2 protein-coding genes are annotated in these 15,686 nt (G+C 61.3%); both read left to right on the top strand.

Annotation, left to right across the window (positions count from 1 at the left end):
• Window positions 1–22 precede the first annotated feature (22 nt).
• Complete coding sequence (locus MPZ60_RS16090) at window positions 23–661, top strand: response regulator transcription factor (protein ID WP_034358891.1); 639 nt, start codon at window positions 23–25, stop codon at window positions 659–661.
• A 258-nt stretch (window positions 662–919) separates the two neighbouring features.
• Window positions 920–15,454 carry a VCBS domain-containing protein gene (locus MPZ60_RS16085; RefSeq protein ID WP_242899876.1) on the top strand — a complete coding sequence of 4,845 codons (14,535 nt, stop codon included), beginning with the start codon at window positions 920–922 and terminating at the stop codon, window positions 15,452–15,454.
• Window positions 15,455–15,686 lie beyond the last annotated feature (232 nt).

Below are 15,686 nucleotides of genomic sequence, written 5' to 3'. Positions count from 1 at the left end.
CCAACAATTACAAAGGAACTCTATGAATGCCTTGCCTGTATTGATGCTGACTCAGGATGCCACGCTGTGGCAGGAATGGCAGCAGATCGCAGGCCCTCAGTGGATGCCTGCGCGCGGCCAGAGCCTGGCCGATTTGCAACGTTGGAAGCAGCAAGGTCGTACCGTGGTGGTGCTGGATGCAGCCCTGCCATCCTTGCCCGAGTCGACTGCGGCCCGCTGGATTGAGCTGCTGAAGGATCTTCAGGTTCTGGTTCTCAGCAACCGCCCCAGCGATGAGGAGGGTCGAAACCTGCTGTCCCGCGGAGCATCGGGCTACGCCCATGCGCAATCGAACCCGGAGGTGCTGGCACGGATGCTGCAAAGTATGGCCGGCGGCAACATCTGGCTTGGACGTTCTCTGTTGCAGCGCTTGTTGCGCGATGTGGATGCCCGTCTGCCTGAGCATGAGTCGGACTGGGCCGAGCCATTGTCTGCACGAGAGCAGGAGGTTGCCCGCTATGCATCGCTGGGTGACAGCAATGCGGAGATCGCCGAACGTATGTCCATCAGCGAACGTACCGTGCGCGCCCATCTGTCTGCGGTTTTTGAAAAGCTGCAGGTACAGGATCGGCTGGCGCTGACCCTGAAGGTTCACGGTATCGGGCGCAAGCAACTGGCTTGAACCTGATTTTGGGGCCGCTGATGAATACATAGTCACCTCTTTCCTCTGGAGTGCCTGTTGCTGAAAAGCCTGAAGCCTGCAATATGCAGGCTTCAGGCTTTTTTTGATTTACAGCAGCAGAGATCGAATAAAACAGATCCCGATTGGCTTTGGCGCCAATAGTGTCGTGGGGCCTTGGCTTCTACCATTCAGCTGAAATATTGGAGAGGTGCCTTTGTGCACCTTCACTTTTTAATCTGACTGGATAGGCAGACCCTCATGGCAGCTCAAACCGTTCTCGTTACCAAACTCACTGGCCAGGCTTGGATGCGTGGTTCTGATGGCAATCTGACGGCGCTCCGTGAAGGCATGCGTATTCCCGCCGACGCCGAGATAGTGACGGCTTCCGGCAGCACCGTGCAACTGCAGGCGGATGGTCAGCCACCGCTGATGGTGGGCGAGAACCAGGACGTGCATCTCACTGCGGACCTGATTCAGCCGCCCACCGTGGAAGAGGCGGCTGTGGCGAGCCCCGCGAATGCGCAGATTGACCAGATCATTGCGGCCATCAATGCCGGCCAGGATCCGTTCGATGAGCTGGATCCCACGGCGGCCACATTGTCGGGCGGCAGCGAGGGTGGCAGCACTTTTGTGCGCCTTTCCAGCATCATTGAGGCAGTGTCGCCGCTGGCGCTGGAGTATGGACGTCCTGTACCAGCGACTACCGTCCTTCCACTTTTTAGTGGGGTGGGCGTTTTGGCGGACAACACGGATCAAGTTACGCCGCCTCAGCCTGTCACAAGCATTCCCCAGGCAAGTGCTGATTCGGGTGTGATCTTCGAAGATGCGGTATCCGCCTTGCAAGGCAATGTGCTCGCCAACGACAAATTGGGCGAAGGGGTCCTCACAGAGCATCGAGTTGTTCTGGTCGGCGCAGATCAAGGGCTGTACGGCAAGATTACCCTCAACTCCGATGGCAGCTACAGCTATCAGCTTGATAGCAGCTTGAATGCTGTGCAGGCATTGGGTGTGGGTGAGACCCTGGTCGAAACTTTTACGTATACCCTGGTCGATAAAGACGGCGCCAGTTCTTCTGCGACATTGACTGTCACCATCGTTGGCACCAACGACGACCCCGCCCTCACCGGCAAGGCCGATGGCGCTTTGGCCGAAGACGGCGTGTCGGTGGTCACCGGCAAGCTCGACGTGGCCGATGTCGACATCACCGATACCCACAGCTGGAGCGTCAGCAACGAAGGTAAGGGCCAGTACGGCAGCTTCTCGGTCGACCAGAACGGCGAGTGGACCTATGTGCTGAACAACGACGATCCCAAGGTCCAGGCCCTGGCCGAAGGTCAGAAGGTCACCGACACCATCACCGTGACCGTCGACGACGGCCACGGCGGCACAGCGACTCAGACCATCACCATCACCATCAACGGCACCAACGACCTGCCGGAGCTGACCAATGATGCGCAGTCCGTCACCGAAGACGCTGGCGTCTCCGGCGGCAAGCTGAGCGTGGACGGCGCAGTCACCATCACGGACACCGACGATGGCGAGTCGACCTTCAACACCGGCAGCCTCAAGTTCACCGGCAGCACGCACGCCGGCGGCCAGCTCGGTGCCATCGACATCAAGGCCGACGGCTCCTACACCTATACCGTCGACAACGCTGCGGTCCAGTTCCTGAAGGCAGGCCAGACCATCGTCGAGACCTATACGGTCGAGTCCGCTGACGGCACGGGCACCAGCACCATCACCATCACCATCAACGGCACCAACGACCTGCCGGAGCTGACCAATGATGCGCAGTCCGTCACCGAAGACGCTGGCGTCTCCGGCGGCAAGCTGAGCGTGGACGGCGCAGTCACCATCACGGACACCGACGATGGCGAGTCGACCTTCAACACCGGCAGCCTCAAGTTCACCGGCAGCACGCACGCCGGCGGCCAGCTCGGTGCCATCGACATCAAGGCCGACGGCTCCTACACCTATACCGTCGACAACGCTGCGGTCCAGTTCCTGAAGGCAGGCCAGACCATCGTCGAGACCTATACGGTCGAGTCCGCTGACGGCACGGGCACCAGCACCATCACCATCACCATCAACGGCACCAACGACCTGCCGGAGCTGACCAATGATGCGCAGTCCGTCACCGAAGACGCTGGCGTCTCCGGCGGCAAGCTGAGCGTGGACGGCGCAGTCACCATCACGGACACCGACGATGGCGAGTCGACCTTCAACACCGGCAGCCTCAAGTTCACCGGCAGCACGCACGCCGGCGGCCAGCTCGGTGCCATCGACATCAAGGCCGACGGCTCCTACACCTATACCGTCGACAACGCTGCGGTCCAGTTCCTGAAGGCAGGCCAGACCATCGTCGAGACCTATACGGTCGAGTCCGCTGACGGCACGGGCACCAGCACCATCACCATCACCATCAACGGCACCAACGACCTGCCGGAGCTGACCAATGATGCGCAGTCCGTCACCGAAGACGCTGGCGTCTCCGGCGGCAAGCTGAGCGTGGACGGCGCAGTCACCATCACGGACACCGACGATGGCGAGTCGACCTTCGACACCGGCAGCCTCAAGTTCACCGGCAGCACGCACAGCGGCGGCCAGTTGGGCGCCATCGTCATCCATGCTGATGGCACCTACACCTACTCGGTCGACAACGCTGCAGTTCAGTTCCTGAAAGCCGGCCAGACCATTGTCGAGACCTACACGGTTGCCTCCGCTGACGGCACGGGCACCAGCACCATCACCATCACCATCAACGGCACCAATGACGTGCCGGAGCTGACCAATGATGCGCAGTCCGTCACCGAAGACGCTGGCGTCTCCGGCGGCAAGCTGAGCGTGGACGGCGCAGTCACCATCACGGACACCGACGATGGCGAGTCGACCTTCGACACCGGCAGCCTCAAGTTCACCGGCAGCACGCACAGCGGCGGCCAGTTGGGCGCCATCGTCATCCATGCTGATGGCACCTACACCTACTCGGTCGACAACGCTGCAGTTCAGTTCCTGAAAGCCGGCCAGACCATTGTCGAGACCTACACGGTTGCCTCCGCTGACGGCACGGGCACCAGCACCATCACCATCACCATCAACGGCACCAATGACGTGCCGGAGCTGACCAATGATGCGCAGTCCGTCACCGAAGACGCTGGCGTCTCCGGCGGCAAGCTGAGCGTGGACGGCGCAGTCACCATCACGGACACCGACGATGGCGAGTCGACCTTCGACACCGGCAGCCTCAAGTTCACCGGCAGCACGCACAGCGGCGGCCAGTTGGGCGCCATCGTCATCCATGCTGATGGCACCTACACCTACTCGGTCGACAACGCTGCAGTTCAGTTCCTGAAAGCCGGCCAGACCATTGTCGAGACCTACACGGTTGCCTCCGCTGACGGCACGGGCACCAGCACCATCACCATCACCATCAACGGCACCAATGACGTGCCGGAGCTGACCAATGATGCGCAGTCCGTCACCGAAGACGCTGGCGTCTCCGGCGGCAAGCTGAGCGTGGACGGCGCAGTCACCATCACGGACACCGACGATGGCGAGTCGACCTTCGACACCGGCAGCCTCAAGTTCACCGGCAGCACGCACAGCGGCGGCCAGTTGGGCGCCATCGTCATCCATGCTGATGGCACCTACACCTACTCGGTCGACAACGCTGCAGTTCAGTTCCTGAAAGCCGGCCAGACCATTGTCGAGACCTACACGGTTGCCTCCGCTGACGGCACGGGCACCAGCACCATCACCATCACCATCAACGGCACCAATGACGTGCCGGAGCTGACCAATGATGCGCAGTCCGTCACCGAAGACGCTGGCGTCTCCGGCGGCAAGCTGAGCGTGGACGGCGCAGTCACCATCACGGACACCGACGATGGCGAGTCGACCTTCGACACCGGCAGCCTCAAGTTCACCGGCAGCACGCACAGCGGCGGCCAGTTGGGCGCCATCGTCATCCATGCTGATGGCACCTACACCTACTCGGTCGACAACGCTGCGGTCCAGTTCCTGAAGGCAGGCCAGACCATCGTCGAGACCTATACGGTCGAGTCCGCTGACGGCACGGGCACCAGCACCATCACCATCACCATCAACGGCACCAACGACCTGCCGGAGCTGACCAATGATGCGCAGTCCGTCACCGAAGACGCTGGCGTCTCCGGCGGCAAGCTGAGCGTGGACGGCGCAGTCACCATCACGGACACCGACGATGGCGAGTCGACCTTCGACACCGGCAGCCTCAAGTTCACCGGCAGCACGCACAGCGGCGGCCAGTTGGGCGCCATCGTCATCCATGCTGATGGCACCTACACCTACTCGGTCGACAACGCTGCGGTCCAGTTCCTGAAGGCAGGCCAGACCATCGTCGAGACCTATACGGTCGAGTCCGCTGACGGCACGGGCACCAGCACCATCACCATCACCATCAACGGCACCAACGACCTGCCGGAGCTGACCAATGATGCGCAGTCCGTCACCGAAGACGCTGGCGTCTCCGGCGGCAAGCTGAGCGTGGACGGCGCAGTCACCATCACGGACACCGACGATGGCGAGTCGACCTTCAACACCGGCAGCCTCAAGTTCACCGGCAGCACGCACAGCGGCGGCCAGTTGGGCGCCATCGTCATCCATGCTGATGGCACCTACACCTACTCGGTCGACAACGCTGCAGTTCAGTTCCTGAAAGCCGGCCAGACCATTGTCGAGACCTACACGGTTGCCTCCGCTGACGGCACGGGCACCAGCACCATCACCATCACCATCAACGGCACCAATGACGTGCCGGAGCTGACCAATGATGCGCAGTCCGTCACCGAAGACGCTGGCGTCTCCGGCGGCAAGCTGAGCGTGGACGGCGCAGTCACCATCACGGACACCGACGATGGCGAGTCGACCTTCGACACCGGCAGCCTCAAGTTCACCGGCAGCACGCACAGCGGCGGCCAGTTGGGCGCCATCGTCATCCATGCTGATGGCACCTACACCTACTCGGTCGACAACGCTGCAGTTCAGTTCCTGAAAGCCGGCCAGACCATTGTCGAGACCTACACGGTTGCCTCCGCTGACGGCACGGGCACCAGCACCATCACCATCACCATCAACGGCACCAATGACGTGCCGGAGCTGACCAATGATGCGCAGTCCGTCACCGAAGACGCTGGCGTCTCCGGCGGCAAGCTGAGCGTGGACGGCGCAGTCACCATCACGGACACCGACGATGGCGAGTCGACCTTCGACACCGGCAGCCTCAAGTTCACCGGCAGCACGCACAGCGGCGGCCAGTTGGGCGCCATCGTCATCCATGCTGATGGCACCTACACCTACTCGGTCGACAACGCTGCAGTTCAGTTCCTGAAAGCCGGCCAGACCATTGTCGAGACCTACACGGTTGCCTCCGCTGACGGCACGGGCACCAGCACCATCACCATCACCATCAACGGCACCAATGACGTGCCGGAGCTGACCAATGATGCGCAGTCCGTCACCGAAGACGCTGGCGTCTCCGGCGGCAAGCTGAGCGTGGACGGCGCAGTCACCATCACGGACACCGACGATGGCGAGTCGACCTTCGACACCGGCAGCCTCAAGTTCACCGGCAGCACGCACAGCGGCGGCCAGTTGGGCGCCATCGTCATCCATGCTGATGGCACCTACACCTACTCGGTCGACAACGCTGCAGTTCAGTTCCTGAAAGCCGGCCAGACCATTGTCGAGACCTACACGGTTGCCTCCGCTGACGGCACGGGCACCAGCACCATCACCATCACCATCAACGGCACCAATGACGTGCCGGAGCTGACCAATGATGCGCAGTCCGTCACCGAAGACGCTGGCGTCTCCGGCGGCAAGCTGAGCGTGGACGGCGCAGTCACCATCACGGACACCGACGATGGCGAGTCGACCTTCGACACCGGCAGCCTCAAGTTCACCGGCAGCACGCACAGCGGCGGCCAGTTGGGCGCCATCGTCATCCATGCTGATGGCACCTACACCTACTCGGTCGACAACGCTGCAGTTCAGTTCCTGAAAGCCGGCCAGACCATTGTCGAGACCTACACGGTTGCCTCCGCTGACGGCACGGGCACCAGCACCATCACCATCACCATCAACGGCACCAATGACGTGCCGGAGCTGACCAATGATGCGCAGTCCGTCACCGAAGACGCTGGCGTCTCCGGCGGCAAGCTGAGCGTGGACGGCGCAGTCACCATCACGGACACCGACGATGGCGAGTCGACCTTCGACACCGGCAGCCTCAAGTTCACCGGCAGCACGCACAGCGGCGGCCAGTTGGGCGCCATCGTCATCCATGCTGATGGCACCTACACCTACTCGGTCGACAACGCTGCAGTTCAGTTCCTGAAAGCCGGCCAGACCATTGTCGAGACCTACACGGTTGCCTCCGCTGACGGCACGGGCACCAGCACCATCACCATCACCATCAACGGCACCAATGACGTGCCGGAGCTGACCAATGATGCGCAGTCCGTCACCGAAGACGCTGGCGTCTCCGGCGGCAAGCTGAGCGTGGACGGCGCAGTCACCATCACGGACACCGACGATGGCGAGTCGACCTTCGACACCGGCAGCCTCAAGTTCACCGGCAGCACGCACAGCGGCGGCCAGTTGGGCGCCATCGTCATCCATGCTGATGGCACCTACACCTACTCGGTCGACAACGCTGCGGTCCAGTTCCTGAAGGCAGGCCAGACCATCGTCGAGACCTATACGGTCGAGTCCGCTGACGGCACGGGCACCAGCACCATCACCATCACCATCAACGGCACCAACGACCTGCCGGAGCTGACCAATGATGCGCAGTCCGTCACCGAAGACGCTGGCGTCTCCGGCGGCAAGCTGAGCGTGGACGGCGCAGTCACCATCACGGACACCGACGATGGCGAGTCGACCTTCGACACCGGCAGCCTCAAGTTCACCGGCAGCACGCACAGCGGCGGCCAGTTGGGCGCCATCGTCATCCATGCTGATGGCACCTACACCTACTCGGTCGACAACGCTGCGGTCCAGTTCCTGAAGGCAGGCCAGACCATCGTCGAGACCTATACGGTCGAGTCCGCTGACGGCACGGGCACCAGCACCATCACCATCACCATCAACGGCACCAACGACCTGCCGGAGCTGACCAATGATGCGCAGTCCGTCACCGAAGACGCTGGCGTCTCCGGCGGCAAGCTGAGCGTGGACGGCGCAGTCACCATCACGGACACCGACGATGGCGAGTCGACCTTCAACACCGGCAGCCTCAAGTTCACCGGCAGCACGCACGCCGGCGGCCAGCTCGGTGCCATCGACATCAAGGCCGACGGCTCCTACACCTATACCGTCGACAACGCTGCGGTCCAGTTCCTGAAGGCAGGCCAGACCATCGTCGAGACCTATACGGTCGAGTCCGCTGACGGCACGGGCACCAGCACCATCACCATCACCATCAACGGCACCAACGACCTGCCGGAGCTGACCAATGATGCGCAGTCCGTCACCGAAGACGCTGGCGTCTCCGGCGGCAAGCTGAGCGTGGACGGCGCAGTCACCATCACGGACACCGACGATGGCGAGTCGACCTTCAACACCGGCAGCCTCAAGTTCACCGGCAGCACGCACGCCGGCGGCCAGCTCGGTGCCATCGACATCAAGGCCGACGGCTCCTACACCTATACCGTCGACAACGCTGCGGTCCAGTTCCTGAAGGCAGGCCAGACCATCGTCGAGACCTATACGGTCGAGTCCGCTGACGGCACGGGCACCAGCACCATCACCATCACCATCAACGGCACCAACGACCTGCCGGAGCTGACCAATGATGCGCAGTCCGTCACCGAAGACGCTGGCGTCTCCGGCGGCAAGCTGAGCGTGGACGGCGCAGTCACCATCACGGACACCGACGATGGCGAGTCGACCTTCAACACCGGCAGCCTCAAGTTCACCGGCAGCACGCACGCCGGCGGCCAGCTCGGTGCCATCGACATCAAGGCCGACGGCTCCTACACCTATACCGTCGACAACGCTGCGGTCCAGTTCCTGAAGGCAGGCCAGACCATCGTCGAGACCTATACGGTCGAGTCCGCTGACGGCACGGGCACCAGCACCATCACCATCACCATCAACGGCACCAACGACCTGCCGGAGCTGACCAATGATGCGCAGTCCGTCACCGAAGACGCTGGCGTCTCCGGCGGCAAGCTGAGCGTGGACGGCGCAGTCACCATCACGGACACCGACGATGGCGAGTCGACCTTCAACACCGGCAGCCTCAAGTTCACCGGCAGCACGCACGCCGGCGGCCAGCTCGGTGCCATCGACATCAAGGCCGACGGCTCCTACACCTATACCGTCGACAACGCTGCGGTCCAGTTCCTGAAGGCAGGCCAGACCATCGTCGAGACCTATACGGTCGAGTCCGCTGACGGCACGGGCACCAGCACCATCACCATCACCATCAACGGCACCAACGACCTGCCGGAGCTGACCAATGATGCGCAGTCCGTCACCGAAGACGCTGGCGTCTCCGGCGGCAAGCTGAGCGTGGACGGCGCAGTCACCATCACGGACACCGACGATGGCGAGTCGACCTTCGACACCGGCAGCCTCAAGTTCACCGGCAGCACGCACAGCGGCGGCCAGTTGGGCGCCATCGTCATCCATGCTGATGGCACCTACACCTACTCGGTCGACAACGCTGCAGTTCAGTTCCTGAAAGCCGGCCAGACCATTGTCGAGACCTACACGGTTGCCTCCGCTGACGGCACGGGCACCAGCACCATCACCATCACCATCAACGGCACCAATGACGTGCCGGAGCTGACCAATGATGCGCAGTCCGTCACCGAAGACGCTGGCGTCTCCGGCGGCAAGCTGAGCGTGGACGGCGCAGTCACCATCACGGACACCGACGATGGCGAGTCGACCTTCGACACCGGCAGCCTCAAGTTCACCGGCAGCACGCACAGCGGCGGCCAGTTGGGCGCCATCGTCATCCATGCTGATGGCACCTACACCTACTCGGTCGACAACGCTGCGGTCCAGTTCCTGAAGGCAGGCCAGACCATCGTCGAGACCTATACGGTCGAGTCCGCTGACGGCACGGGCACCAGCACCATCACCATCACCATCAACGGCACCAACGACCTGCCGGAGCTGACCAATGATGCGCAGTCCGTCACCGAAGACGCTGGCGTCTCCGGCGGCAAGCTGAGCGTGGACGGCGCAGTCACCATCACGGACACCGACGATGGCGAGTCGACCTTCAACACCGGCAGCCTCAAGTTCACCGGCAGCACGCACGCCGGCGGCCAGCTCGGTGCCATCGACATCAAGGCCGACGGCTCCTACACCTATACCGTCGACAACGCTGCGGTCCAGTTCCTGAAGGCAGGCCAGACCATCGTCGAGACCTATACGGTCGAGTCCGCTGACGGCACGGGCACCAGCACCATCACCATCACCATCAACGGCACCAACGACCTGCCGGAGCTGACCAATGATGCGCAGTCCGTCACCGAAGACGCTGGCGTCTCCGGCGGCAAGCTGAGCGTGGACGGCGCAGTCACCATCACGGACACCGACGATGGCGAGTCGACCTTCAACACCGGCAGCCTCAAGTTCACCGGCAGCACGCACGCCGGCGGCCAGCTCGGTGCCATCGACATCAAGGCCGACGGCTCCTACACCTATACCGTCGACAACGCTGCGGTCCAGTTCCTGAAGGCAGGCCAGACCATCGTCGAGACCTATACGGTCGAGTCCGCTGACGGCACGGGCACCAGCACCATCACCATCACCATCAACGGCACCAACGACCTGCCGGAGCTGACCAATGATGCGCAGTCCGTCACCGAAGACGCTGGCGTCTCCGGCGGCAAGCTGAGCGTGGACGGCGCAGTCACCATCACGGACACCGACGATGGCGAGTCGACCTTCGACACCGGCAGCCTCAAGTTCACCGGCAGCACGCACAGCGGCGGCCAGTTGGGCGCCATCGTCATCCATGCTGATGGCACCTACACCTACTCGGTCGACAACGCTGCAGTTCAGTTCCTGAAAGCCGGCCAGACCATTGTCGAGACCTACACGGTTGCCTCCGCTGACGGCACGGGCACCAGCACCATCACCATCACCATCAACGGCACCAATGACGTGCCGGAGCTGACCAATGATGCGCAGTCCGTCACCGAAGACGCTGGCGTCTCCGGCGGCAAGCTGAGCGTGGACGGCGCAGTCACCATCACGGACACCGACGATGGCGAGTCGACCTTCGACACCGGCAGCCTCAAGTTCACCGGCAGCACGCACGCCGGCGGCCAGCTCGGTGCCATCGACATCAAGGCCGACGGCTCCTACACCTATACCGTCGACAACGCTGCGGTCCAGTTCCTGAAGGCAGGCCAGACCATCGTCGAGACCTATACGGTCGAGTCCGCTGACGGCACGGGCACCAGCACCATCACCATCACCATCAACGGCACCAATGACGTGCCCTCCATCAGCAGCGCCACGCTCAACCTTTCCGAAGAAGGGTTGCCGCATGGTCTGAAGGACGACCAGGGCAATACGGACACGACCGATGCCGTTACCTACTCCGGCAAGCTGACCATTGCCGATGTGGACGTGAACGACAGCCACACCGTCAAGCTGGTGCAGCCGGCGGCCAACGCCCTGAGTTCGCAAGGGAAACCTGTCGTCTGGACCTTGTCGGACAATGGCCACACTCTGATCGGCAAGGACTTCCACGGAAACTCCGTCATCACCGTCACGATGACCGACGCGGGCGCCTACACCGTCACCCTGTCGGGCCAGGTGGATCATCCGCAGAATTCCATCGAGGACGTGCTCCAGCTGGGCATCGGCGTGCAGGTCAGCGATGGTCACGCCACCAGCAACGGCACCATCACGATCAATATCGAGGATGACAGTCCGGATTTTGGCGCCGTCACCAATACGGTGATGGAGAACGCCGTCACCAGCGCCACCGGCACTCTGGAATTCCATACGGGTGCCGACGCCGTGGGCGCTACGCTGGTCGTATCGTCTGTCGGTCAGCTGCCACAAGGTTGGACGACCAGCGAACTCAACAAGTCTTCGGTCGACATTTTCTCGCCCAACGGAACCAAGATCTTCACGGTGACCCTGAATCTGGAGGGGGGCTATACCGTCACCCAGCACGAGGCTCGGCCCGGGACGACCGCGTCGATCGACTTGGCTTCCTCGATCAGCAACAACCCCCAATCCACCTATGACCTCGGTTATGCCACGCTGAGCGCAGGCGGCGGGAAGGTGTTTAACGCCAACACGTTCGGCAACGGAAACTCTTTCGGTATCGGAAACCCCTCCTTCGATGCGGGCGAAAGCTTCCGCATGGACTTCAGGAAAGCTCTCTCGGATTTCACGCTGAATGTCGCAGAAGTCAAGGGAAGCGGCACGCTCAATGTCACGATATGGAGCGATGGCGTTTCCAAGGTCATCGCCATACCCGTGAACAATACGACTGGCTCCATCCACATCACGAAGGAGATGTTGAGTCAGGGTAGTCCCTCGTTCTCTCAATTTGATAGTATTGATATCACCGCGGGCAGCGGCGTCAAGATGTCCTTCCTCACGACCGGCTCCTATACGGAAAGCGTTCCCGCCGGCCCGATGGACTTCACGGTTGGGGTGACCGGGACCGATGGTGACGGCGACAAGGTGAACACGCATTTCAACGTGACCTCCGCCGCGGAGTCCGCCGTTACGAGCGCAACGAATAAGGTGGCGGAAGCCACTGGGGACACCGTTTCGGGATCGATACAGATCTCCGCAGCGTTGGGCATCATGAGCGTTGACGTAAATGGCGTGGACGTCACGAAGGCGACGAACGCTAACCCTATCAGCCTGACCACAGGCAAGGGCACGCTGAAGATAACAGGCTACGATCAAGCTACCGGTAAGCTCACCTACACCTATACTGAGAAGGGGAAATCCCAGGATCACTCCCACGGCAAGGATAGTGTGCATGACGACTTCACTGTGACCGCCAAGAATGCTAGCGGCCACGGCAGCAGCGGCAGCCTGACCATCCAGATCACCGACAGCGCGCCCGAAGCAAAGCCGGACACGGCCAGCGTGACAGAAGACAAGACCTTGAAAGCCACGGGTAACGTCATCACCGGCACCGGTGCAGACGCCGTGGGCGCAGACGTAACCACCGTGGTTGGCGTGGCCAAGGGTTCGGCCAACCCGAACAAGGCAATCGAAGGCAACGTCGACACCGAGGTCAACGGCGTGTACGGAAAGATCACCATCCACGCCGATGGCACCTATACCTACACTCTGAACAACAGCGATCCGCGCGTCAATGAACTGGGGCAAGGTGACAAGCTCTCGGACGTGTTCTCCTACACCATCCGTGATTCAGATGGTGACTTCAGCACCACGACCATCACCATCACGATCAATGGCACCAACGACGTGCCGACCGTGACCAATGATGCGAAGTCGGTCACTGAAGATGTGAACGTCACGGGCGGAAATCTCACCGTCAAGGGTGCGGTCACGATCACGGACCCCGATGCGGGCCAGTCGACCTTCGACACAGCCACCCTCAAGCTCACCAGCAGCACGCATGCGGGCGGAGCGCTGGGCGTCATCGTAATGAAGCCCGATGGCACCTATACCTACAACGTCGACAACGCCGCCGTCCAGTTCCTGAAGGCGGGCGAGAGCATCGTCGAGACCTACACGGTCGCATCCGCTGACGGCTCGGCCACCAGCACCATCACCATTACTATCAATGGTGTCAACGACGCGCCCACGACCGTGGACGGCTCCGCGAACCTGGAAGCTGGCGATAACCAGTACGTCTTCTCGCTGAATGATTTCCGCTTCGACGATGGCGCCGAAGGCAACAGCCTGCAAAGCGTCATCATCACCCAACCGCCCACCAGCGGCACGATGACCTATAACGGCAAGCCGGTGACGGCCGGCCAGGAGATTCCAAAGTCGGCCATCGAACAAGGCCTGCTGAAGTTCACTCCGGGCGCCGACAAGCAGGACAGCTCCTTCAATTTCCAAGTGAAGGACAATGGCGGCACGGCGAATGGCGGCAACGACACCTCGGCCGAGCACAAGTTCGTCATCTCCGCCGATCACCTGGTGACCAATGGCAATGAGAACAGCGGCAGCGGCGGCAAGCCGCCGCTAAACGGTGGCTCGGGCGACGACATCATCCTGGGGGACAACGGCGGTTACGTCACGAATGTCACCCCCGGCACGAACTACAACATTGCGCTGGTGGTGGACCGTTCGGCTAGCATGTCCGCCCAATCGGGTTCCGGTGTCAACCGCATGCAGCTGGTGAAGGACGCGTTGGTCAAGCTTGCTGGCGATCTGGCGCACCATGACGGCGTTGTCAACGTAACGTTGATCGGCTTCGCGACCCATGCCCAAGACGCGATCACGTTCAACAACCTCACGCAGGCCAACCTGAACAAGTTGATCGAGGCGATCAACAAACTCACGATTGAGAGCGGCGATACCGCGGGCACAAACTACGAGGCGGCGTTCAACGCTACCGTTAAATGGTTTGCTGACCAAGGCAAAGCGAACCCGAGTGGCGTGAAGTTCGAGAACCTGACGTTCTTCCTGACCGACGGCAACCCGACGCAGTACTACAGCAATAACAATAAGAAGTGGGTGTCCGGACTTGGTAACGATACTGATTACGACACTATGAAGGAATCCGTCGATGCCTTCAAATCGCTTAGCAACGCAAGCAAGGTGCATGGTATCGGCATCGGAACCGGTATCGACTCGAACATCCTGCGCTTCTTCGACAATACAGACAGCACTGGCAACGGCCAAATCACTTTGCCCAATAGCTGGAACTTTTGGGGGAAGCCCAACGGGTGGGATACAGTCTCTGGCAAAACAGGCGCGATTGACATCGTCAACACCGCCAACGACCTGGCGGTCGCGCTTAAGGGAGGCAGCAGCACGAGCAATCCGGCTGAAGTCGGCCACGACACCGTCTACGGTGGCGACGGCAATGACATCATCTTCGGTGACGCGATCAATACCGACCACCTGGCGTGGGCCGGCAATCCCGCGGGATCCCACAATGGTGGCGGTCTCGACTCCTTGAAGGAGTACCTCACGGCACTGGATGGCGTCGCGCCGACGAATGATCGGATCTACGACTTCATCAAGCAGAATCCGGGACAGTTCGACGTCCCGGGCGACACGCGTGGTGGCAATGACGAACTGCACGGCGGTAAGGGCGACGACATCATCTATGGTCAGGGCGGCAACGATGTCTTGTGGGGCGATGACGGCAACGACAAGCTGTATGGCGGAACCGGCAACGACACGTTGATTGGTGGCAAGGGCGACGATATTCTGATCGGCGGAGCGGGCGACGATATCTTTGTCTGGCTCAAGGGAGATCAGGGAGCCCCTGATGCTCCTGCCAAGGATGTGATCAATGACTTTGGCAGGGGCGGCTCTGACGTCAATGGCAATGATGTGCTGGACCTGCATGATCTGCTCCAAGGGGAGGAGAAGAGTTCGGATCTGTCCCAGTTCCTGAACTTCTCCAAGAGTGGTGCAGATACCGTACTCAAGGTCTCCACCAATGGGAATCTGGGTGCTACAGGCTCCAACTACGATCAACTGATCACGTTCAAGGGAGTGGATCTCACCGCTGGGCACTCGTTGACCACCACGGCGGATCAGAACGCCTTGATCAAGGAGCTGATCGATCAAGGCAAGCTCAAGATCGACCACAGCTGATAAGCAGCCCCCGGCGAGGTCAGGCAGAAGTCTTGAAATATCAAGTCTTCTGCCTCTTCGCTCGGCTGTGATCGGCAGGTTGTTTCAAGAGCTTGCTTGATTGGTTACATTTGTGAGCATTGAATCCTGACTGCGTTCTCATCGACCTTTCAAGATTCATAGCAGTCATCACAATATTTACAGGCGTCTCAAGCAATTTATGTCTTGCGCGCTTGCTCTTTTTGCAACTCGC

Origin of the sequence: Comamonas sp. 7D-2 (genome assembly GCF_022749555.1) — a bacterium.
GTDB lineage: Bacteria > Pseudomonadota > Gammaproteobacteria > Burkholderiales > Burkholderiaceae_C > Comamonas > Comamonas thiooxydans.
This window is presented reverse-complemented; position numbering and strand designations above follow the sequence as displayed.